Origin of the sequence: Peribacillus sp. NJ11 (genome assembly GCF_030348405.1) — a bacterium.
Classification (GTDB): Bacteria; Bacillota; Bacilli; order Bacillales; family DSM-1321; genus Peribacillus.
The window spans coordinates 1,144,374-1,166,531 of sequence record NZ_JAUCFO010000001.1 but is presented as its reverse complement, the minus strand read 5'-3'; the positions used below and the strand labels follow the sequence as shown (position 1 = coordinate 1,166,531).

Below are 22,158 nucleotides of genomic sequence, written 5' to 3'. Positions count from 1 at the left end.
TCATTCCTCCATCATCTTGAACATTTCACCTAAAACTCGAATTTCGTCTAAAATTTCCTCTATGTGTTCAAGCCTTGTCATTGGATTCAATAGTGTCATTTTTAAATATACCTGTCCGTCAAAACGCGTTTTTGCTAAAAATGCCCGTCCGCTTTTCAGTAATTCCTGCTGAATCTGTTTATTTAATAGATTTACTAGCTGATCACTTTCTCCCGAGGGATTATAACGGAATACAACTGCATTCAATTCAGGATCTTTATTTAATACTGTGAATCCATCCTCTTTATCGATCTTCACAGCCACTTCACGTGCAAGATGACAAGTATAGTCGATCATTTCAGCAAAGGTGTCCAGTCCAACGACCTTCAATGACATCCAGAGTTTCAGTGCATCGAACCTTCTCGTCGTTTGAACCGATTTATTGACTAAATGAACCATACCCTCCGCTTCATCTTCCTGTGGATTCAAGTAATCGGCGTGATGCTGGATATATTGAAATGAGTTGCTGTCCGAGACAAGAAAAGCACCACAACTGATCGGTTGATAGAATAATTTGTGAAAATCAACCGTAATCGAGTCGGCCCGTTCAATTCCGCTGATTAACTCTTTGTAATCCTTGCTTAAAATCATCGCACCGCCATATGCAGCGTCCACATGCAGCCATATCCCATTCTTCCTAGCAGCTTCGGACAATTCATGTAATGGATCGATTGAACCAAAATCCGTCGTTCCACAAGTTGCAACGATAGCAAATGGAAGTAAATCCTGTTCCTCTAAAAGCAGCAACTGATGATTCAAATCATCCATGGACAGACGATGATTTGAATCCGTTTTAATCGTGATCACTGCCTGTTCACCAATCCCCAGCTGTGCCGCTGATTTACGAACCGTAAAGTGGGCAGCCTCGGAGCATAGGATCCGCAATTTTTTCGCCTCGACTGGCAAGCCGTGCTGTTGAACGTCCACATCCCAGAAACGCTTACAATAGGCGTCCCTTGCCAATAGCAGTCCCATGTAATTAGATTGGGTACCACCGCTTGTGAAAATCCCATCCGCTTGTTCCGGTAACCCTACCTGACTGCACAGCCAATCTATTAAACGCTCTTCAACGAAAGTTGCCGTCGAGCTTTGGTCCCATGAATCCATGGATTGATTCAACGTACCGATAATCATTTCGGCTGCCACGGCTGGAATTAGTGTCGGGCAATGCAAATGCCCGATACAAGTAGGACTGTGTACATTGATGCTGTCATCAATAACAAACTCCGCCAGCTCAGCCGCAACTGCTTCAATCGTCTCCCCTTTTAGAGAAGCGAGGGTCAGTTCGTTTAATCTTGCTTCTATTTCATACGGATTTTTCCCAGAGTATGGTGAATTGTTCCCTTTTAAAAAGGCCATCAGCTTCTTTTCCATGATTTTTAATGACTGGCTGTAGTTATTGAAACCTTCTTCGTTATTCAAGAACAATGGAGAATAAGCAAAATCCGTTTTATTTACCATTTCAATCATTGATAATTCACCCTCTAGCTACAGCTGCACGAACAGCCTGTTCAAAAATGGCAGTGGCTTCGCGAAGCTGGGATTCCGTAACGATCAATGGTGGCAGGAACCTCACTACACTTCCATGTCTGCCGCCCACTTCCAGAATCAATCCTCTTTGAAAACATTCCTGTTGAATGGTACTGGCAAGTTCCGAATCAGCTGGATAGCTTCCATTCGGATTTTGAGGTTCTTCATGCTTGACCATTTCGACACCGACCATCAATCCACGGCCTCTAACATCCCCGATCTGCTGAATATCTTTTTGCAAATCTTTAAGAATATCCTTTAAGATTTCACCCATTTTAGCGGAATGCTCCACAAGATTCGTCTCTTTCATATACTTTAAAGTCGCTGTCCCTGCTGCCATCGCCAATTGATTTCCCCGGAACGTACCGATATGTGCACCTGGAGACCATAGGTCCAACTCTTTGTTATAAATCACCACCGATAATGGAAGACTTCCGCCAATTGCTTTAGATAAGACAAGAACATCCGGAATGATTCCTGCATGTTCGAAGGCAAACATTTTTCCTGTACGGCCGATACCGGATTGAACTTCATCGATAATTAGCGGAATGCCCTTCTCTTTTGTAATTCTTCTGATTTCCTTAAGCCAAGGAATTGGAGCGGGAATGGAACCTCCTTCACCTTGTACTGCCTCTAAAATCATTCCTGCAGGTGCCAATAATCCAGATTCAGGATCGTTCAGTAGATTTTCGATATACTGGCTACTGATTTTATGACTTTCTTCTCCGCCTATTCCAAAAGGACAGCGATATTGATAGGGATACGGAAGGAAGTGTACGTCTGGCATTAACCCTTGTATCTTTTCCTTTGGTTTTGTATTGCCGCTGATTGACATGGTTGCATGGGTTGCCCCGTGATAAGCTCCTTGGAAGGATAAAATGCTTCTGTTTCCTGTGGCTGTTTTTACTAATTTAAGTGCTGCCTCAATGGCATCCCCGCCAGTAGGACCACAGAATTGAATTTTTGCATTTTTCCTGAATTCTTCAGGCAGGCTTTCAAAAATTTCATCAACGAACTGCTCTTTGATTGGTGTCGTAAAGTCCAATGTATGTAACGGCCGTTTATCCTTAAGAACTTTTTCCATTGCTTCAAGCACAGCCGGATGATTGTGACCGAGCGCTAATGTTCCAGCCCCGGCAAGAAAATCAATATATCGTTTTCCATCCATGTCTGTTAGGTAAATTCCCTCCGCTTGATCGATGGCTATCGGTAATCTTCTAGGATAAGATCGGGCATTTGATTCCCTTGTATTTTGTTGTTCCAGTAATTGATCATTTTTTGTAAGAGTATTCGTTACCATAGTGAGCCTCCATGTATTGAATTAATTGAGAATAATTATCATTATCATGAGATTCATTTTACTGATAATGATAATTATTCTCAATGAGTAAATCCACTCATTTTTCTTCTAATAAATTCCAATAAAATTAAGAAAAGGTTAAAACTGGTGCCTATTCTCTATTTATCCATTAAACAGAAAATTGTTCTTAAGGTTTTATTAAGATTGTGTTTATAAGCTGAACCCAGTAAAAAACATGAAAAAGGAGGAGCAACAATGAATGATTTAAAGGGCAGGCGGGAACTCAAGCATGCAATCACCAGAGCAGATTGTTATTTATTAAGAAATAATCTGAAAAACTTCATGAGGCTTGATCCCCATGGGCTGGATGGGAAGTATTTAATTCGAAGTGTCTATTTCGATAACTTTGACAATAAAATCCTGCGGCAAAAAACGGAGGGGTTCTATCACAGGGATAAGTTCAGGGCTAGACTTTATGATCATAATACTGATTTCATCAATCTAGAAAAAAAGAGTAAGCGGGATAACCTTACCTATAAACAGAAGTGCGGGTTGTCTGCCGAAGAATACGAACGAATTCGTTCAGGGGATATAAATTGGATGTCCGAAGATTCAAGGGATATCCTTAGGGACTTATACATTCAAATGACCCTTTTCCAAATCAAGCCGACAACAGTCGTCGACTATGAAAGGGAGGTATTTATCTATGAGTATGGAAATGTGCGGGTCACCTTCGACAGCAATGTGAAAACCAGCTATCGGGATACGGACTTCCTGAATCCAGAATTAATCGTCGTCGATGCACTAGACCCGGATTGGGTCATCCTGGAAATAAAGTTTGACGAGTTTCTTCCGGATATCATCAAACAATTGTTATCCATCATCGATACTAGAAAAACGGCTTTTTCAAAATATCAACTAAGCAGAAGATACGGCTGATTTCAGCTAAACACATAATATTTGGAGGAATGGCAAAATGGATACGACGACAACTAGCACTTTTAATGATATTTTCAAATCAAGTTTTTTAGACAAGACAGAGAGCTTTTCAATTATTGACTCCCTAATTGGGTTACTGTTGGCATTTGCCATCGGTTTGTTTATTTACGTCATTTATAAGAAGACCTTTTCCGGTGTGATGTACTCACACAATTTCAATATTTCCCTCATCATCATGACAATGGCAACGGCTTTGATCATCATGGGTATCTCAACTAATATCGTTATCTCCCTTGGTATGGTCGGTGCCCTCTCCATCGTACGATTCAGAACGCCAATTAAAGATCCCATGGACTTGATCTTCCTATTCTGGGCAGCCGCTTCCGGGATTTTATGCGGGGCAGGACTAATTCCACTGGTTATCATCGGTGCTATTTTAATAGGTATTGTCATGCTCATATTTGCGAACCGGATCACTGTAGAAAATCCTTATTTATTTATCGTTAAATATACAGATGCCTCAATTGAAAAAACGTTAGACGAAATGATATCCAATAAAGTGAAAAAGCATTCCATCAAATCAAAGTCGGTCATGCCGGATAATAATCTTGAAGTGACATATGAAATTCGATTAAAAGATAATAATGCGGAATTCATTAATCAAGTCAAGGACATGAATAGCGTTCATTCTGCCATCATGTTGAGTTATGATGGCAACTTCACTGCTTAAGAGATGGCGGACATAAGATTCCATGGCTTGTCCGCTATATAAGAATGCAGAAGAAAGGAGCCTGGCATGTTAAAGACAAGATACGTCGTAGCATCGATTGGGTTACTTATCGCCATCTTTATAGCAGTGATGTCTTTCCTTCCCAATCTGACAATTGAAAAGGCCACTAAAGGAAATACATATACGGGGTCCGTGTTTGACCAAAGCAAGGTGACAACCGTTGATATAACATTGGCTGATGATGATTTGGATTCAATCCTGGATAACCCCTCTGAAAAGGAAGTTGTTGCATCAGATGTGACCATTAATGGGGAAAAAGTTGAAAATGTAGGGTTTCGAACCAAAGGGAACCTTTCCTTAAACTCTGTTGTCCAAATGGAAGATTCGGAACGCTACAGCTGGAATATAGATTTTAATTACTATCAGTCAGATCAAAATTTACATGGCCTGAAAGAATTTGATTTAAATAATAATTATAGTGATCCCACGTATATGAGGGAGTACCTTTCATATGAGCTAATGGAAAAGATGGGCATAGCAACTCCCGGACATTCCTATATGTACGTGACCATCAATGGAAAAGAATGGGGCTTATATTTAGGCGTTGAATCTATTAATGAAACATTTTTGAATAATAACTTTCCATCTGGCAACGGTGACCTTTATTATCCTGATGGCACCGGAAGTGATTTAAAATGGATTAGTGAAGATATTGATGATTATACAGGGTTGAATTTAAAAACAAATGAAAGTTCTGATCAATCTGCGATGATCAAGATGCTTGATGCCATCAATAATGGCGGGGATTTAGAAGAAGTTTTGGATGTAGATGAAACATTGCGCTACTTTGCAGCCAATACAGCCCTCGTCAACCTCGATCATTATCAAGGCACATTAAAGCATAACTACTATTTATATGAGGAAAATGGCGTCTTTTCCATGCTGCCCTGGGACTATAATATGTCATTTGGAGGCTTTTCCGGAGGCGGGGGACGCCAGGAAGGCGCATCCGATAAAGAAAATGAAGTGGCAGCTGAGAGTAACGATACTGCTAACAAGGATGACACGGAGCCCCTTGGAGAAGCACCGAATAAGAACGGTGGCGGAATGATGGATATGAGTTCAAATTTCATGAATGAAAGTAATATCAACTTCAGCATTACCGAACCTGTATCAGGTACAACCCTTGAAGATCGTCCTTTATTGAATGCCCTGCTTTCCAACGATGGGTACCGTGAAAAATATTATGATTATCTAGACGGCATTGCCACAGATTTTTTCTCTGAAGAAAATATGAAAGCAATGACAACTGATATTTCTACATTAATCACACCATATGTGAAAAAGGACCCGACTAAATTCTATACAATGGACGAGTATACAGAAGCGACGTCAGGCGAGGAAACCCTGGTTGATTTCGCTGCCCAACGAGCTGAGTCTATCTTAGCACAGCTTTCTGGAGATCTGGTTGTGGAGGCTGAAACAGAAAGCAGTATGGGCGGCAGAGCTCCTAATAGGGGCGATAACGCAAATGCAGGCCAGCCACCACCAAACATGGGCGGCGGCGAGAATGGGGCTGCCTTGCAGTCCCCTAACATGGTGAATGACGAGAATGGAGCACCTCCTGGTATGAACGGGAACATGGGGCAACAAGGGACAGATAACAGCAGCTCATCCAAAAATACGATCATTCTATCTTCCGTGCTCCTACTCTTATTATTTGGTGCAATGGTCTTTGCCCACTTCTTTAAACGGAGAGGTAAAAAAGGATAGACCATGCCCTTCCAATACGAAAAAGGTATCCCAAAATATTCGGGATACCTTTTTTATTGCTTTGGCGTAAAGCCATCCATTATTTTCGTCGATGACTTTAGACCAAGAACTTTAAACTATATCGTTTTTCCGCCTTCCTAATACTTTAACCGGGTTATTCCTCCACCTTTTAATAATTTTTAATTGCTAATCAATATAAAATACCCTTATTTGGTATAAAATAGTAAAATAGAGAGGTAAATGAAACTCTATTCAGAGGGATTTGTTTACTTGTTTATCATTTGAAATTAGAGGGTAAAGATTTCCACTATTACTTTATCCGATCGTTCTGCTTCAATTTTATCAAAACGTGTCGGTGTCAGGGGGGGAACGGATGAAAAGAAATCATACGATGATGCAATTTTTCGAGTGGCATCTTGAGGCAGATGGTTCTCATTGGGAAAGATTGAAATATGCAGCCTCCAAGTTGAAGGATTTAGGAATTGATTGCGTCTGGCTTCCGCCGGTTACCAAAGGGCAATCCATTGGGGATAACGGGTATGGAATATATGATGGATACGATTTGGGGGAATTTGACCAAAAAGGAACCGTTCGTACCAAATACGGAACCAAAGATGAATTGCTTCAAGCAATAGCCACCTGTCATAACTACGGACTTTGCGTTTATATCGATTTAGTCATGAATCACAAGGCAGGAGCAGATGGAACCGAAAAAATAGAAGTCATTGAAGTCAATCCAGACAATCGTATGGAAGATATTTCAGAACCTTTTGAAATTGAAGGCTGGACAACATTCGATTTTCCAGGCCGTAAAAATAAATACTCTGATTTTAAGTGGAACCATACTCATTTTAATGGGACTGACTACGATGCCGAAAACGACAAAATGGGTGTATATCGAATCACAGGCGAAAATAAGCACTGGAGTAAGCATGTCATCGATGAATTCGGAAACTATGATTATTTAATGTTTGCCAACATCGATTACAGTCTGCCGGAAGTTCGTCGGGAAATGATTAACTGGGGAAAATGGATGGTTGATACGTTAAAGTGTGATGGTTTTCGTTTGGACGCCGTTAAACATATTGATTATGAATTCATCAATGAGTTTCTACAAGAACTCATTCCTTATACAAAGGAACATTTCTTCATGGTCGGCGAATTTTGGAAGGCGGATGTTAAAGCTTGTCAAACTTACTTAGAGCAAACCAATCATGACCTCAACTTGTTCGATGTTTCCCTGCATTATAAATTTCATGAGGCTTCAAAAGCAGGAACTGACTTCGACCTCTCAACCATCTTTGATGATACCCTCGTCCAAACCAATCCGGCGCAGGCCGTCACTTTTGTCGACAACCATGACTCCCAACCTCATGAATCACTGGAATCCTGGGTAAAGGACTGGTTTAAACCATCGGCATATGCCCTTATCCTGCTTAGGCTTTGCGGTTATCCCTGTGTCTTTTACGGGGACTATTATGGAATCGGCGGGCCTTCTCCGGTACCTGGTAAACAGGATATTCTCGATCGCCTCTTATATGCAAGGTATGAAAAAGCTTACGGGGAACAGACGGACTATTTTGATGATCATAATACGATTGGCTGGGTCCGGCTCGGGGTTGAAGAGCTAGCAGGCTCGGGGTGTGCCGTCGTTATCTCCAATGGTGATCACAACAGTGAAAAAAGGATGTTCGTCGGTAAACATCGGGCTGGTGAAATCTGGAGTGATTTAACCTGTCATCGAGATGACCACATTACCATTGAAGAAGATGGTTACGCGACCTTTCCCGTTCATGGGAAAAGCGTATCCGTATGGGCCTTGAATGATGCACCGCTTAAAGCAACACCACTTTAAAATGAGATAGCACCGGAACAGCATGTCGATTGGAGATATGCTGTTCTTTGCTGGTGACAAAGATCTGAAATTCCTCCACCATCCTAGTGAAAGATAATTTTTCCATCACGACCAATCATGGTAAGATAAGGGAAAAAGGAGTTGAAGGAAAGTGAAAAATGAAATCATTGAAAGATTCACTTCTTATGTGAAAGTGGATACCCAATCGAATGAGGCAAATCCATCATGCCCCTCTACACCCGGACAGTTGACCTTGGCAAATACATTGGTCCAGGAACTTCAATCCATTGGGATGAAGGAAGTGACAATTGATCAGAATGGCTATGTCATGGCAACCTTGCCAGCCAATTCAAAAAAGGATATCCCGACAGTTGGATTTTTGGCTCATGTCGATACAGCAACGGATTTCACCGGAAAAGATGTAAAACCACAGATCGTTGACAACTATGATGGCAAAGATCTTACTTTACATGAAAAATTGGATGTCATCCTCTCACCTAATGATTTCCCTTCGCTCAAGAACTACAAAGGGCATACCTTGATTACAACGGATGGAACAACCCTGTTGGGAGCAGATAATAAGGCTGGCATTGCCGAAATCATGACTGCCATGGATTATTTGATACAGCATCCGGAAATCAAGCATGGAAAAATTCGTGTTGCCTTCACTCCCGATGAGGAAATCGGCAGGGGACCACATAAGTTTGATGTAGATGCTTTTGATGCCCAATTTGCCTACACCGTGGACGGCGGCCCACTTGGAGAACTTGAGTATGAGAGCTTCAATGCCGCATCGGCCAAGATCCTGATCAAAGGTACGAATATTCACCCTGGTACGGCTAAAGGAAAAATGGTGAACTCAGCTAAAATCGCCATGGAATTCCATAATAAGCTCCCAGTGGCAGAAGCACCGGAATATACGGAGGGTTACGAAGGATTTTATCATCTTCTTTCTTTTCACGGCGATGTGGAAGAGACCAAGCTCTCTTACATCATCAGGGATTTCGACCGCCAAAAATTTAATGAACGTAAGGAATATATAACGAAAGTCATCGAAGATTTAAAAGAAAAATACGGGCAGAATCGTATCCAACTTGAATTACAGGACCAATATTTCAACATGAAGGAAAAAATTGAACCCGTGAAGGAAATCGTGGATATTGCCCATGAAGCAATGGAGAAACTCGGTATAAAACCAAAAATCTCTCCAATACGCGGTGGTACTGACGGATCTCAATTATCGTATATGGGACTGCCAACACCCAACATCTTTACGGGCGGCGAGAACTTTCATGGCAAATATGAATTTATTTCCGTCGATAATATGGTCCTGGCCACAAAGGTGATTGTTGGCATTGCATCGCTTCTTGAAGAAAAAGCGAAGTAGCTTGATACGAACTGTCTTTATTGAAAAAAACCCCAGACTCCAAGTCTGGGGTTTTTTATCCAAAATTAAGCGCGTGTCCAGTGACGGTGTTTGGCAATTGCCTCGATAAAGGCAGCTACACCATTTTTCTCCGAAACAGCTACAATGCCACCGGCTGGCTCAATGGAACCTATGCCTGCCTTCGTTAAGATTTCGGCTCCTTCTTTTCCTACACCAATCGCCTTGAAATGATTGTAAGCTTCATCAACAAAGTAAATTGGTTCCTTGGATGCCTTTAGCGTATCGACACTCTCCTGGCCTCCTGCCACATATACAGCATTGAAAAGTACCGAATCGGCTGTCTGGAATGAATGAATAAAGTTGAAAAAAAGGAATTTATAAAAACAATTGAAGAAGCAGCAGCAATTCCTGGTACTGAGGAAGTAGAGCTATTAGAAGAAGCACTTATGGGTATTTTTGATGGAAATTCAGAAACATTTAATGACTTAAAGGCTGCTCAAGAGCAATTAGAAGAAAACTATCAGGGTAGCTACAGCTCAAGCAAAGAAGCTTGGAATTCAAACGGTGAGAGGAGTGGCTATAGCAACGGTAATTGGTGGTGCTGTCAGTTTTGCTTTGGACTATGCAGATGTTGGTGTAGCAATAGCAAAATTTTTAGATTCTAAGGATTGGTATAAAAATAATGGGTGGATTGATATAACAAAATGAAGTATTTATTATATTTAATTATTACGAGTGTAGCGTTCTATTATGTATCTATGTCCATAACTAAGGATAAAAGTTTGGTAGGAATAATAATAGGTTTTATAATAATGTTTATAATTGTTTTCCCAATGATGTATTTAGAATTTATAAAGTTTCAAAAAAAATAAAAGAAGCTTTTTTTGAAATGAAATATAAGTTAGCAATAAAAAAGTTAACCAATTTTAATTGGTTAACCTTGGTTAGATAAGCTCTCGCTTCTTTTCCATTCAACACTTTTAGTTCTTAAAGGCCTCTGAAACCTTCAAAAGTTTGCCTTTTACTTTCGTATTTTTCATCACTTTCAAGACAAGCGGTCCCTTTTCATTCAATATTTCCACATAAGAAACATTATCCTGAATTGTAATGATCCCGATGTCCTCAGCATTCACACCATCAATTTTTGCGATAGTTCCGACAAAATCAACAGCCCTGATTTTCTTTTTCTTTCCGCCATTGAAATACAGCTTCATGATTTGTTTATTCAATTTTTCACTTTTATCTTTTTTTATCTTTGGACGAGCTTCCAGTTTCGCTTCGAAATCCATTTTTTTATTGGAGACATCCTCTTTTGTCGGAACAGGCATCTTAGGGATTTCAAAGCCGATATAGCCTTGAATCTCAGTAAGGAATTTGTCTTCGTACGGCGTCACAAAAGTAATGGCTTTTCCTTTTTTCCCGGCACGGCCCGTTCTTCCAGTTCGATGTACGTAACTTTCCTTTTCCAATGGCAGGTCATAGTTAATCACGTGGGTTATATTATCGATGTCAATTCCACGTGCAGCAACATCCGTCGCAACCAAATAGCGGAATTCTCCTCTTCTGAATTCATTCATCACTGCAAGGCGATCTTCCTGAAGCATGCCGCCGTGAATCATATCACAAGGATATTCCAGATCCATTAGCTGTTCGCATACTTGGTCCACCCGATCCTTCGTCCGACAGAAAATGATGCAGCTATCGGGGTTTTCCGTGATGGTGACGTCTCTAAGCAGGGAAAACTTATCATCCTCTTTCACTTCAATAAGTGCATGTTCTATTTTCTCCGTCGTTAAACCCTTTGCTTTGATTTCAATATCCAAAGGATCTTTCATATATTGCTTACAAAGCTTTTTTATACTCTCAGGTAATGTGGCAGAGAACAGCATGGTTACCCTATCTTTCGGAAGCTCTTTAATAATGGCTTCCACTTGTTCAATGAAGCCCATATTCAGCATTTCATCCGCTTCATCAATAACTAAATGAGTTAAGCGTTCCAAGGCGAATGTCCCTTTCTCGATATGATCCAGAACACGCCCCGGTGTTCCAACGACTACATGGCTTTTTTGTTTCAATTCCGCTTTTTGCAGTGCGAATGGATGTTTTCCATAAACCGCAGTAGCCTTTATCCGTTTGAATCTTCCTATATTCGTGATATCCTCTTTTACCTGTACAGCAAGCTCACGTGTCGGTGTTAAAATAAGCGCTTGAGGCTTATTCTCCTCCCAATCGACCATTTCGCATATCGGTATGCCGAATGAAGCGGTCTTGCCACTTCCCGTTTGGGATTTAACGACAAGATCCCGCTTTTTCAGCGCCACTGGAATCACTTCACGCTGTACTTCGGTTGGATGTTGATATCCCAAGCTTTCTAATGCCCTTACAATTTCATCGCTTAATGTATAATCAGTAAAACTTAATTCATTCATATAACAGCCTCTTTTGTTGTTTAGTATGTTGCTTTATTGTTTCCATAATCGTAATTTCCTTATACAAGGTTCTATTATACGCGATATACATCGATAAACCTTGTAATAACCAAATTCAATTGCCTTATTTCAATATAATGAAACTTCATTATCATTAAAAAGGATGCTAATGATCTTGATTAATCAAAATGGACCATGCTTCTTTCAATATGCTAAAATATGTATGAGATTAAAGCGGGAAACAGGGTGTAGATTAAAAACCGATGTCCAAAAGGAGTGCTGATTTATGATAATCGTAACGAATAGAATCAGAGTCAAAAAAGGGATGGGGGCAGTCATGGCCCCAGGATTTACTGCACCAGGTCCACTTGATACAACGGAAGGCTTCGTAAAAGTTGAAGTATTATTAACGCAGAACTTATCGGATCACGATGAATTGAGCGTTAATATGTATTGGGAAAACCTTGATAACTTTACTGCTTGGAGAAATAGCGATGCATTCAAAGCTGCACATAAACGGCCTGAACCTAGTTCCGGTGAAGCTAAAAAAGAATCTCCAATTCTAGGCAGCGAGCTTACTACGTATGAAGTCGCCTCAGTAAAAGAAATAGCTAAATAATAAAATCACACCAAAAGAGGCCGCAAAATATGCGGCCTCTTTTTGATGGGGTTTATGGCTTGGGTCTCTCTTAGTAAATTATTGGGCTTCAGCTTTCTTGATTTGTTTGCTTCTAAGCTGGCCGCAAGCAGCATCAATATCCGTTCCATGTTCTTGGCGGATTTTGCAATTTACGCCTCTCTTTTTCAGCGTATCATAGAACGAGAGAACGGACTCTTTTTCACTTCTTTGGTACTGACTATGTTCATCTACAGGATTATATGGAATCAGGTTGACATAGAGGCGATGTTTTTTGTCATCAAGGAGCTCGGCAAGTTGCTCGGCTTCTTCTTGATGATCATTAACATCTTTCAATAGGATATATTCAATCGTAATTCTCCTATTCGTTTTCTCTAAATAATAATCGAGTGATTTCATAAGTTTTTCAATTGGAATACCTCGGTTTATTTTCATGATCCGTGTCCTGAGCTCATTATTCGGAGCATGTAATGAGATTGCCAGATTCACCTGTAATTGAGTATCGGTGAATTCATAAATCTTATTCGCAAGACCGCTCGTCGAGACAGTAATACGCCTTGCAGCGATAGCAAGACCCTTATGGTCCATGATCACCTTCAAAAAGTCTATCATATTTTCAAAGTTATCGAACGGTTCGCCAATCCCCATTACAACAACATGGCTTACAGCATCTTCTTGTTCCAATTTATCCAGATGCAGTTGTACGTTCATGATTTGTTCCACTATTTCCCCGCTGGATAAATCACGGCTTTTGGCCAATAATCCACTTGCACAGAAACTGCAGCCAATATTGCAGCCCACTTGGGTGGTGACACAAACCGAAATCCCGTATTTATGCCTCATCATAACCGTTTCGATAAGGTTTCCATCCTGTAATTTAAACAAGAACTTAATCGTACCATCAGCCGATTCTTGCTTAACGTGCTCAGTCAAAGTCTGGATGACAAAGTGATCTTCAAGTAGTTGTAGGCACTCTTTATTAACATCCGTCATTTCAGAGAAACTCGTCACACGTGTCCTATACAGCCACTCCCAGACTTGTGAAGCTCTGAATTTTTTATGGCCATGGTCCAAAAGCCATGCTGTCAATTGTTCGAATGTTAAACCATAAATGGACTCTTTACTCATTCGTTACCCTCTTTTCATTACATTAAGATTTAATATGTTAACCTTACAGGGAATTTCCCCGGAATCAGTTCTTTTATTTATGATATGGTTCATTTCTATTTATCCGAAAAGCCCGATATATTTGCTCCACTAGAACCAGTTTCATCAATTGATGCGGAAAAGTCATTTTCGAGAAGGAAAGGGCATAATCACTTCTTGATAACACCTCGTTGCCAAGCCCAAGCGACCCGCCAATAATAAAGGCAATTTTGCTCTTTCCATAAGTGGCGAGCTGATCCATATGAGTGGCCAGCTGCTCTGAAGTAAGTTGTTTTCCATTGATCTCAAGCGTTATCACGTAGGAGTCCGGGCTGACTTTGGCCAGGATCCGTTCACCCTCCTTTTGCTTTACAATGTCCATGTCCGCTGCACTCAGGTTCTCCGGAGCTTTTTCATCAGGTACTTCAACAAGTTCTATATTAGCATAGGCACTTAACCTTTTTGTATATTCAGCAATACCTTGCTTTAAGTATTTTTCCTTTAGCTTGCCAACAGTAATAATCGTTATTTTCATATATATCCTCTAACTTTCATTATGGTTTTACTATCAGTTGTCGGATTTGCCTACCTATTATCATACCTTAGAGTGACCTATAAGCAAAACAAGCATATCCTTTCCAATTTTTAATGAAGGGGTTCCATGCCCCTTCAAATAAAAACCGCTGCCCCTGAAAGCGGCAACGGTAAAAAATTTGGATCGATCAAGTTCAGATCCGATAAAGAATAATGGTGGATTTCCAAGGAACCACTTTCCAACAGAGCTATTATTTTGAACAACAAAAAGCTTGAATCTAAACAATTCCACCCTCAGGTTTATTGTTCGAAAAATGTTAAGAACAAGTTAAGAACAGGTTACAAACATGTTATCCACAATAGTTATCCACATATCCACAAATTCTATCCACATCTTGTATGGGAATATTAGTTCCCTACTAGATATATTGCCACGTTTCGACAATATTCACAGGTTGTTGATAACTGATTTTCTTCAGGAACCAGTGTTAAAACAGGATAGGTTTCACATTCGTATACCACTTCATCCAGCGCCATGTCAACATGCTCCTGACAGCAATATAATTTCATCTTTCATATCTCCTTTCTCTCTCATTATTCCAAGTACTTCTGTTCCCAATTATCCACAGGTTGGGTGAACTCAATTAATTTCATTATATATCCACAGGTAATCGTAACAAAAAATAAGAAAATCGCAAGGAAATATAAAGGACAGGAAGCATTGCCCGCCCCCTGTCCGTTTGCGTTTTAGATTTCGCTGCTTGAAAGCGTGACTTCCGTAGTTGCCTTCTTTCCGTCACGGTAATAAATGATTTTAACTTTATCACCGATTTTCTTTTCATTGTAAAGGTATTTTCTTAATTCGACGACATCATGGATTTTTTCATTATCCATTCCAACAATGACATCAAATTCCTTCAATCCTGCTTTTGATGCTGGAGAGTTGCTTTGAACGCCTGTAATTGCAACGCCTGCAGTAACTTTCCTTGGCAACTTTAATGTATTTTGCTGATGGTATTGGGAAATTTCTTCTACAGATGCCAAGTTTACACCCAAGAAGGCACGTTTCACTTCACCAAATTCTTCTATATCATTAATAATTGGAATAACTGAATCAATTGGGATGGAAAGACCGATTCCTTCCACTGCATTTTCTGCAATCTTCATGGAATTTATTCCAATGACCTGCCCTGACATATTAACGAGTGCTCCCCCGCTGTTACCTGGGTTAATCGCTGCATCGGTCTGGATGACCTCCGCATTCCAATCGACTTGTCCGTCCTCATTGATATCCACCTCTATCGTACGCTCCACACCAGAGATGATCCCTTGTGTGATGGATCCAGAGAATTGGAGGCCTAATGGGTTACCAATGGCAATCACAGGCTCACCAGGTTTCAATTTGTTGGATTTTCCGAATTCTGCAATGGTTTTGATTTTATCACCACTAACGACAATGACGGCTAAATCTGTCCATGGGTCACTGCCTTGTAGTTCTGCTGGCAATTTAGTGCCATCACTTAATGTCACTTCCAGTTCATTGGCACCTTCAATGACATGATTATTCGTGACAATATAGGCCTTGCCACCATCTTTTTTGTAGACAACACCAGAACCAGTGCCAGCTTCAGCTGAACTGTCCTCAGCATTGCTCCCTTGACCCCAGAAGTCCGTTTCCTGAATGTTCGTGATGCCTACCACTGCGTCGCTGGCTTTATCAACGGCATTGGTGACGGCACTTGTTACATCAACTGTAAGGTTTTGCTGGGACTGCTCCGTGGACTCACCTCCCGTTGATTTTTCCGTTTTAATTTCGTTATCCTCGTTAGTTAAAAGTCCACTTCCTGGAAAGGCTAATAAAATAAGTAAGGCCCCGATGATGGCGCCCCCCAAGCCAGCTAGAAAATAGCTCGTATGGCTCTTTTGCCGTTTATTTTGGTTCTCCTCATTCTGATCATAATAACCCAAGACCGCTCCATCCTCTCATTTTAGGAATGAATTATAGCAATTCTATTGTTTGGTATCCTCCCTCAATTATACTCAATTACCGAAATTTTTCTAAAAAAAAGCATGCCTTTATTTTAGGGAAACTTAAAATACTTTTCTTTTTCCTATACAGTTCTAACCAAACGATACCCCTTTTAATCCGAATAGTAACTTACGAATCGAAATTTTAAAAATAAAAAGAATGAACAAGGTATCCCTCATCCATTCCTTTTTTTTATAAGGTAACAAGTTCAGTTGGTCTTTTCGGGTCAGTATCATATAAGGAAAATTGATCACCAACGATGATCCCCTTTGTCTTTAACGTCTGTTCTACCGACATTCTCGCTAGATCCTTCATATTGTTATCAAGGCTTAAGTGGGCCAAGTAAATCCGCTTGGTCTTATCACCGGCCACTTCACTCATTGCAAGGGCGGCATCTTCATTACAAACATGTCCGACATCACTTAAAATCCGGCGCTTAATGCTCCATGGATATTTTCCCATCCTAAGCATGGACACATCATGGTTACTTTCGAATACATATGCATCGGCATTCGAGATGATTCCTTTCATGCGATCACTTACGTACCCTGTATCAGTAATGACCACGAGTTTCTTATCTTCATGATGAAAGACGTAAAACATCGGCTCTGCCGCATCATGTGAAACGCCGAAAGATTCTATATTAAGACTGCCGAATGTTTTGACCTGTTCCATTTCAAATGTGAACTTTTGTTCGGTTGCAATTTCACCGATTGATCGATCCATGGCATTCCATGTCTTTGCATTAGCATATATCGGGAGTTTATGTTTTCTGGCAACCACGCCAAGTCCTTTAATATGGTCGCTGTGTTCATGGGTAACAAGGATACCGGATAACTTCGACATATCACGGCCTATATCCTGAAACAATGCTTCCAAGGCCTTACCGCTTAAACCGGCGTCGACAAGGAATGATTGATCCTCCGTTTCCACGAATAAGGCATTTCCTGTACTCCCGCTTGCGAGAACACTAAAATGCATAGTCATCTATACTCACTCCAGTATTTTTTCTTCTGTATTCAATTCAATGACCTCTCCATCAAAAGCATTCACGAAGAGATCCGTTTCATCATCAATGACCACCCACCATGTTGGCACAAGTAAATGTGACACAGATGTCGTCTGCAGCGAATTATAAAAACCCAGTTCTACATTCGTGACTGTGTTTTTGGGATTAATATCACCATTTCTATACAATGCTCCAATAGCATTTAAGGCAGATTTCAATTCTTTAGGTTTATTGAATTTTTCAATTCCCTCTAAATACATCTGTTCATAGGAAACGATTTCACCCTTCTTGTTCAGATATAGAGTGACCTTCCCCTTACTATTATTATAAAACATCTTTTTATCTGCCACCTGATAGCAGGTGATGGTCTGGTTGATTTGATCATAGCTCCAAAAACGATACTCATTTCCATTTAATATATACTCCTTCAGGAATATATCAACGTCTGCTGCATGAATTTCCGCTTTCATGCCAACTGGTGTTTTAAATGTACCTACAAGCTTCTTATCATCTATGATTTTTGCTTTTTGATTTTTCAGGTACTGTATATCTTTCTTCTCGAAAGTCTTGCTGTTGGCAATCAGGAATTGATCATTCTTTTGTTTCGGAAGTGGGATTTCAATTGAAATCTCATCTTCCTTCAAGAGTTCTTCCGTTGTGGACTCTGTGAAATTTTCAATTTGGTAGTCATTTATCTTTTCCAGAAATTGATAAAGAAGAAAAATATTCAAAACGAAGAAAACCATGATGAATATTGACTTTGTATTATTCCAATCCACTTTGATCGCCTCCCGTATCTTCTTCAAAAGGCACAATAAACCATTTATCGCCGATACGATAATACCAAGTGGGTTCAAGCGTAACTAGTGTGACAAGTTTGGAATCAAGGGATTTATGCAGTTTATAGCCAATCGAGATGTCCTCCACGCTCTTGAAGTCGATATTATCTTTCGATTTCAACTGATTCAAGACTTCTCTACCACTTTTTAAAGTCATTTCCGACCCTTCAGACGGAAGGACTGAGGCAAGTGAAAAGTATGGGCGCTCGTAGCTATAAATTTCTTCTTTTCCCCAAATTTGCTCGATTTCGGTCATTCCGGATTCATTGAAGGCCGGATAACCATTTACGAATAAGCGGAATACCACTCGTTGCTCATTCTCCGACATATAGGCAAAGCGGTAATTGTTATCTTCCCAACCAGCATGATCATTGATGAACTCTATGCCTTTTTGGAGAAGGTCACTGGAACTGCCAAATAACTTCCTCTTTTGTGCCGGATTGATATAAGAAATTAGGTAATTCTCTTTATTGACCGTCATGAGTCTTGTTCCATCCGTGTATTCCTCACCGACCGAAACGGATTCCTGTCGTACATACTTCGGATTATTAAATAGAGCGTTTTTAAGGTCTCCAATATCCAAATAGTCGATATAATATTGAAATTTGCTGATCGTCACTGGTTTTTCAGGAACGAACAATGTCCTTTTGCTGTTTATGGTTTCGGCCGTATATTCAGGGTGCCTATCGTAAGAACCCGTATAAAACAAATCCATAAAACGCCTTAGTCTTTTAGAGTCGACCATACCTTGATAGATTTTCCCTTGATCGTAGGAAACAAAATAAACGGCAGATTCATTACCACTGATATCCTTTTGTTTAATGATGATTCTATCGAATGAAAATCCAGGCACTTCCGTATCCGTAATACCCAATACCGTTTTATAGAGGGAGATGGGAACCTCATCGGAATATTCGATTTCAATCGACCCATCTTCGTGGACAAAATCATCAAATTTCCTTTGCAGCCTTTTTACGGATATCTCTTTTACGCCGGTAAAATTCCATTGCGAAAATTCTTTTTCCATTCTATTTATCTCTACCGGATTGGAAGTCTGGAAATGTCGACCATTTCCATGAAAAAGGATACTGACAGGTTTAATGACATCACTAACAATCTGGACATCGCTTTTAATCTTTATATAATTCGATTGGTCACCAAATTTATCATATTCAGGCTCGTACGTCCAAATGCTCCAAGTCAAAAAAATGCTTGTCCCAACCAAAATAATCAGTATGATGCTTTTTGCACGTTCAAAATTCATGACCAATCATCCTCTTCTTCCTGTTCGTAAGGAAGTGTAAAGAACACGGTAGTTCCTTTTCCATCCACACTTTCCGCCCATATTTTCCCGCCATGCGCCACGACCATTTCTTTTGCGATCGCTAAACCAAGCCCGGTCCCGCCTAAGTTCCGCGACCTTGCTTTATCCACACGGTAGAAGCGGTCGAATATTTTATCAATGACGTTTTTCGGGATACCCACTCCTTGATCTGTAATGCTCACAATGATAAAGCCATCCGATGCCCTGACACGGAAAGTCACTTGACCCCCTTCAGGTGAGTACTTTAATGAGTTGGAGATTACATTATAGAGAACCTGGGTGATTTTATCCTCATCAATATCCACAAAATAAGCTTCCTTAGGCAAATCACGCTTAAACGTGATATCATCATTTTTCGTCATTTCAAAACGATCGATGATATGGTCATAGAATTTATTGAAATTCACCCAGCCTGTTTTAAGCCTGTAATCTTTACTGTCCATTTTCGAAAGCTGTAACAGATCATTAACAAGCCTGATCATTCGCTCTGTTTCATTTTGGGTCACACTTAAAAAGGATGGAGCGATTTCCTCGTCCTTCCATGCCCCTTCAGCCAATGCCTCCAGGTAACTTCTCATCGTTGTAAGCGGGGTTCGCAGTTCATGTGAAACGTTGGCAACAAATTCCCTGCGTTCACCCTCGATCTTTTCCTGCTCTGTAATATCATGCAAAACAGTAATCAAGCCATTAACGAATCCCGTTTCCTTTTGAATGACCGAAAAATTTCCCCTCAAAATGAATGGCCGATTTTTTTTGCTGTAATCAAGGATCACGGACTCTCGCTCTTCCAGTAAATCCTCGAATTTATATTCTTCTTCAAGACCCAAAACCTCAATGATCGGTTGATTCATGACGGTTTCACGCGAGACATTCAATAATTGTGCCGCCGGTTCATTAATCAAGTTCACCCGACCGCGCCTGTCCGTTGAAATTACGCCATCCGTCATATTGGCAAGGACAGATGAAAGCTTACGCCGCTCTCCTTCTGTACTTGATTGCGATTCTTGAAGCTTTTTGGTCAAATTATTGAAAGTGACGGCAAGCTGACCAATTTCATCATCGCCATATACCCTAACTTTTCTGGAGAAATTCCCTTTCGCCATCACCAGGGCCTGTTTTCTCATATCAGACATGGGCCTGGTGATCGTTCGTGCGAGCAGGATCCCTAAGATGGCCGTAATCACTAGGGCAATGGCTGTGCCCGTCATGAAGATACTATTGATTTCATCCATCTGCTCAAAGACATTTTCCATCTCTGCTATTACATAAACGGCACCAATGACCTCCCCATTTGCTTCAATGGGTGTCGAAAGGACCCAGAGCCGCCTGCCGGTTTTCTGATCTCGAAAAACATCACTATCTTCTTTTCCATAAATCAGCGTATTTTTAATAAGGACTTCCGTTGTCTTCTTTCCTACGATACCTTGGTTACTTGGGGCTGAAGTTCCGATCACACGCCTGCTGCGGGTGTCGATGACACGTACTTCCGAAATATCATTCGATGAGTTATCCCGGTCTTTCAATATCGTATCAATCGCTTCTTCGAGGGTTGGATCTTCCTCTCCCCTCTCTTTTTCCATTTCTTCACCAATACTGTAGGTAAGAAGGTTAACGTGACCTTTTATTGATTTCGTGAAGTTCCCGACAAGATTTTCTTCCAATTCCCCAACAAAATATACCCCGATTATTTGCATCGCTACGAAAATGAGCAAAACATAAATCAGAACAAATTTAAAATGAATTGAGCGAAAAAAACCAACCTTTTTCATAAGGACTACTCCTGTTCAGGGTTACGCAGGTAATAACCGACCCCTCTTCTAGTTACAATCCAACCAGGATGGCTTGGATTGTCTTCAATCTTCTCACGAAGACGCCTGACCGTTACATCGACTGTCCGTACATCACCAAAATAATCATAGCCCCACACGGTTTGTAATAAGTGCTCCCTTGTCATGACCTGACCGATATGCTTCGCTAAGTAATGAAGCAACTCAAATTCGCGATGCGTTAATTCAATCGTATCGCCCCGCTTGGATACCACATAGGCATCCGGATGGATAGTGAGCGTTCCTATCGTAATTTCCTTCGGTTCATTTTCTTGATCTGGGACCGGGACAGCTTGCTGACGTCTTAAGTTCGCCTTAACGCGGGCAATTATTTCCCGGGTACTAAATGGCTTTGTCACATAGTCATCTGCTCCAAGCTCTAAGCCTAAGACCTTATCTATCTCTGAATCCTTAGCCGTTAACATGATGATTGGCGTTTCATACTTCTTCCTTACTTCCCTGCAAACTTCCATTCCATCGCGCTGCGGTAGCATGATATCAAGTAAAATCAAATCAGGTTGCCGCTCTTCTACCATCTTGAGGGCTTCATTGCCGTCATAAGCACAAAAAACTTCATAGCCTTCTTTTTTTAGATTGAATTGTAATATGTCAGCAATTGGCTTTTCGTCATCCACTACCAGAATCTTCTTATCCATGTACTTATCTCCTTTTTAATAACTAAACTGAATCTATTAAAAACCGTGTCCTTATCCGGGACCTTATTCACTTTTCCTTCTGTTTGCACCAATCTAACAACCTGATTCAACAAAATTATATATATATACCCAATAAAAGGGGCTGAACACCGGAATGAAAGCAAATTGTATCTATT

Annotated in this window: 20 protein-coding genes; 7 read left to right on the top strand and 13 right to left on the bottom strand. The window is 40.5% G+C overall.

Annotated elements, in window-relative coordinates:
* Positions 1 to 1,509, bottom strand: a complete 1,509-nt coding sequence (locus QUF86_RS05750) for a pyridoxal phosphate-dependent decarboxylase family protein (protein ID WP_289333773.1) — start codon at positions 1,507 to 1,509, stop codon at positions 1 to 3.
* 7 nt (positions 1,510 to 1,516) lie between these two features.
* Positions 1,517 to 2,869, bottom strand: a complete 1,353-nt coding sequence (locus QUF86_RS05745; RefSeq protein ID WP_289314169.1) for an aspartate aminotransferase family protein — start codon at positions 2,867 to 2,869, stop codon at positions 1,517 to 1,519.
* Positions 2,870 to 3,124: 255 nt separating this feature from the next.
* Here QUF86_RS05745 and QUF86_RS05740 point away from each other — a divergent pair, with 255 nt between their 5' ends.
* The 5 genes from QUF86_RS05740 (at position 3,125) to pepT (ending at position 9,553) form a co-directional block, all read left to right on the top strand.
* A complete protein-coding gene (locus QUF86_RS05740) occupies positions 3,125 to 3,808 on the top strand; it encodes a polyphosphate polymerase domain-containing protein (protein ID WP_289314168.1) in 684 nt (227 codons plus the stop codon).
* A gap of 37 nt (positions 3,809 to 3,845) precedes the next feature.
* The gene (locus tag QUF86_RS05735) at positions 3,846 to 4,538 is read left to right on the top strand and encodes a DUF4956 domain-containing protein (protein WP_289314167.1); all 693 of its coding nucleotides are present in this window, start codon (positions 3,846 to 3,848) and stop codon (positions 4,536 to 4,538) included.
* A gap of 66 nt (positions 4,539 to 4,604) precedes the next feature.
* The gene (locus QUF86_RS05730) at positions 4,605 to 6,311 is read left to right on the top strand and encodes a CotH kinase family protein (protein ID WP_289333772.1); all 1,707 of its coding nucleotides are present in this window, start codon (positions 4,605 to 4,607) and stop codon (positions 6,309 to 6,311) included.
* A gap of 373 nt (positions 6,312 to 6,684) precedes the next feature.
* Complete coding sequence (locus QUF86_RS05725) at positions 6,685 to 8,166, top strand: alpha-amylase (RefSeq protein ID WP_289314165.1); 1,482 nt, start codon at positions 6,685 to 6,687, stop codon at positions 8,164 to 8,166.
* A gap of 151 nt (positions 8,167 to 8,317) precedes the next feature.
* Positions 8,318 to 9,553, top strand: coding sequence for a peptidase T (pepT, locus tag QUF86_RS05720; protein WP_289314164.1), 1,236 nt, complete (start codon positions 8,318 to 8,320; stop codon positions 9,551 to 9,553).
* Between the two features lie 65 nt (positions 9,554 to 9,618).
* On the opposite strand, the gene QUF86_RS05715 is transcribed toward pepT, so the two are convergent.
* Positions 9,619 to 9,909 carry a type 1 glutamine amidotransferase family protein gene (locus QUF86_RS05715; RefSeq protein ID WP_289336189.1) on the bottom strand — a complete coding sequence of 97 codons (291 nt, stop codon included), beginning with the start codon at positions 9,907 to 9,909 and terminating at the stop codon, positions 9,619 to 9,621.
* Between QUF86_RS05715 and QUF86_RS05710 the strand changes: the two genes are divergently transcribed.
* Positions 9,904 to 10,218, top strand: a complete 315-nt coding sequence (locus QUF86_RS05710; protein ID WP_289333770.1) for a hypothetical protein — start codon at positions 9,904 to 9,906, stop codon at positions 10,216 to 10,218. The genes QUF86_RS05715 and QUF86_RS05710 overlap by 6 nt on opposite strands.
* 315 nt (positions 10,219 to 10,533) lie before the next feature.
* Here the strand turns inward: QUF86_RS05710 and QUF86_RS05705 are convergent, their stop codons facing one another.
* Entirely contained in the window at positions 10,534 to 11,982 is a 1,449-nt protein-coding gene (locus tag QUF86_RS05705) for a DEAD/DEAH box helicase (protein WP_289314161.1), read from the bottom strand.
* 286 nt (positions 11,983 to 12,268) lie between these two features.
* On the opposite strand from QUF86_RS05705, the gene QUF86_RS05700 reads away from it, so the two are divergent.
* Complete coding sequence (locus QUF86_RS05700) at positions 12,269 to 12,601, top strand: heme oxygenase (RefSeq protein ID WP_289314160.1); 333 nt, start codon at positions 12,269 to 12,271, stop codon at positions 12,599 to 12,601.
* Between the two features lie 78 nt (positions 12,602 to 12,679).
* Here the strand turns inward: QUF86_RS05700 and rlmN are convergent, their stop codons facing one another.
* From rlmN to yycF, 9 genes are all read right to left on the bottom strand, one after another.
* The gene (gene rlmN, locus QUF86_RS05695) at positions 12,680 to 13,747 is read right to left on the bottom strand and encodes a dual-specificity RNA methyltransferase RlmN (RefSeq protein ID WP_289314159.1); all 1,068 of its coding nucleotides are present in this window, start codon (positions 13,745 to 13,747) and stop codon (positions 12,680 to 12,682) included.
* A gap of 73 nt (positions 13,748 to 13,820) precedes the next feature.
* Positions 13,821 to 14,300, bottom strand: coding sequence for a 23S rRNA (pseudouridine(1915)-N(3))-methyltransferase RlmH (gene rlmH / locus QUF86_RS05690; RefSeq protein WP_289333769.1), 480 nt, complete (start codon positions 14,298 to 14,300; stop codon positions 13,821 to 13,823).
* 407 nt (positions 14,301 to 14,707) lie between these two features.
* Positions 14,708 to 14,869, bottom strand: coding sequence for a CxxH/CxxC protein (locus tag QUF86_RS05685; protein ID WP_065310847.1), 162 nt, complete (start codon positions 14,867 to 14,869; stop codon positions 14,708 to 14,710).
* A 177-nt stretch (positions 14,870 to 15,046) separates the two neighbouring features.
* The gene (locus QUF86_RS05680; protein ID WP_289333768.1) at positions 15,047 to 16,267 is read right to left on the bottom strand and encodes a S1C family serine protease; all 1,221 of its coding nucleotides are present in this window, start codon (positions 16,265 to 16,267) and stop codon (positions 15,047 to 15,049) included.
* A 253-nt stretch (positions 16,268 to 16,520) separates the two neighbouring features.
* Positions 16,521 to 17,315 carry an MBL fold metallo-hydrolase gene (locus tag QUF86_RS05675; RefSeq protein ID WP_289314155.1) on the bottom strand — a complete coding sequence of 265 codons (795 nt, stop codon included), beginning with the start codon at positions 17,313 to 17,315 and terminating at the stop codon, positions 16,521 to 16,523.
* Between the two features lie 6 nt (positions 17,316 to 17,321).
* A complete protein-coding gene (locus QUF86_RS05670) occupies positions 17,322 to 18,116 on the bottom strand; it encodes a two-component system regulatory protein YycI (RefSeq protein ID WP_289314154.1) in 795 nt (264 codons plus the stop codon).
* Positions 18,103 to 19,440 carry a YycH family regulatory protein gene (locus QUF86_RS05665; RefSeq protein WP_289333767.1) on the bottom strand — a complete coding sequence of 446 codons (1,338 nt, stop codon included), beginning with the start codon at positions 19,438 to 19,440 and terminating at the stop codon, positions 18,103 to 18,105. The genes QUF86_RS05670 and QUF86_RS05665 overlap by 14 nt, the downstream gene beginning before the upstream one ends.
* Entirely contained in the window at positions 19,437 to 21,269 is a 1,833-nt protein-coding gene (gene walK / locus QUF86_RS05660; RefSeq protein WP_289333766.1) for a cell wall metabolism sensor histidine kinase WalK, read from the bottom strand. Before walK ends, QUF86_RS05665 begins: the two co-directional genes overlap by 4 nt.
* 5 nt (positions 21,270 to 21,274) lie before the next feature.
* Positions 21,275 to 21,982 (bottom strand): response regulator YycF, encoded by a 708-nt coding sequence (gene yycF, locus QUF86_RS05655; RefSeq protein WP_034316131.1) that lies wholly within the window; start codon positions 21,980 to 21,982, stop codon positions 21,275 to 21,277.
* Between the last annotated feature and the right edge of the window lie 176 nt (positions 21,983 to 22,158).

Bases quoted from the DNA above. Each gene is read 5' to 3' on its own strand.
- QUF86_RS05705 (WP_289314161.1), bottom strand. From the start codon at position 11,982: ATGAATGAATTAAGTTTTACTGATTATACATTAAGCGATGAAATTGTA.
- QUF86_RS05745 (WP_289314169.1), bottom strand. From the start codon at position 2,869: ATGGTAACGAATACTCTTACAAAAAATGATCAATTACTGGAACAACAA.
- QUF86_RS05730 (WP_289333772.1), top strand. From the start codon at position 4,605: ATGTTAAAGACAAGATACGTCGTAGCATCGATTGGGTTACTTATCGCC.
- QUF86_RS05700 (WP_289314160.1), top strand. From the start codon at position 12,269: ATGATAATCGTAACGAATAGAATCAGAGTCAAAAAAGGGATGGGGGCA.
- QUF86_RS05665 (WP_289333767.1), bottom strand. From the start codon at position 19,440: ATGAATTTTGAACGTGCAAAAAGCATCATACTGATTATTTTGGTTGGG.
- rlmN (WP_289314159.1), bottom strand. From the start codon at position 13,747: ATGAGTAAAGAGTCCATTTATGGTTTAACATTCGAACAATTGACAGCA.
- QUF86_RS05685 (WP_065310847.1), bottom strand. From the start codon at position 14,869: ATGAAATTATATTGCTGTCAGGAGCATGTTGACATGGCGCTGGATGAA.
- QUF86_RS05735 (WP_289314167.1), top strand. From the start codon at position 3,846: ATGGATACGACGACAACTAGCACTTTTAATGATATTTTCAAATCAAGT.
- QUF86_RS05750 (WP_289333773.1), bottom strand. From the start codon at position 1,509: ATGATTGAAATGGTAAATAAAACGGATTTTGCTTATTCTCCATTGTTC.
- QUF86_RS05740 (WP_289314168.1), top strand. From the start codon at position 3,125: ATGAATGATTTAAAGGGCAGGCGGGAACTCAAGCATGCAATCACCAGA.
- QUF86_RS05710 (WP_289333770.1), top strand. From the start codon at position 9,904: ATGAATAAAGTTGAAAAAAAGGAATTTATAAAAACAATTGAAGAAGCA.
- QUF86_RS05675 (WP_289314155.1), bottom strand. From the start codon at position 17,315: ATGACTATGCATTTTAGTGTTCTCGCAAGCGGGAGTACAGGAAATGCC.
- yycF (WP_034316131.1), bottom strand. From the start codon at position 21,982: ATGGATAAGAAGATTCTGGTAGTGGATGACGAAAAGCCAATTGCTGAC.
- rlmH (WP_289333769.1), bottom strand. From the start codon at position 14,300: ATGAAAATAACGATTATTACTGTTGGCAAGCTAAAGGAAAAATACTTA.
- walK (WP_289333766.1), bottom strand. From the start codon at position 21,269: ATGAAAAAGGTTGGTTTTTTTCGCTCAATTCATTTTAAATTTGTTCTG.
- QUF86_RS05725 (WP_289314165.1), top strand. From the start codon at position 6,685: ATGAAAAGAAATCATACGATGATGCAATTTTTCGAGTGGCATCTTGAG.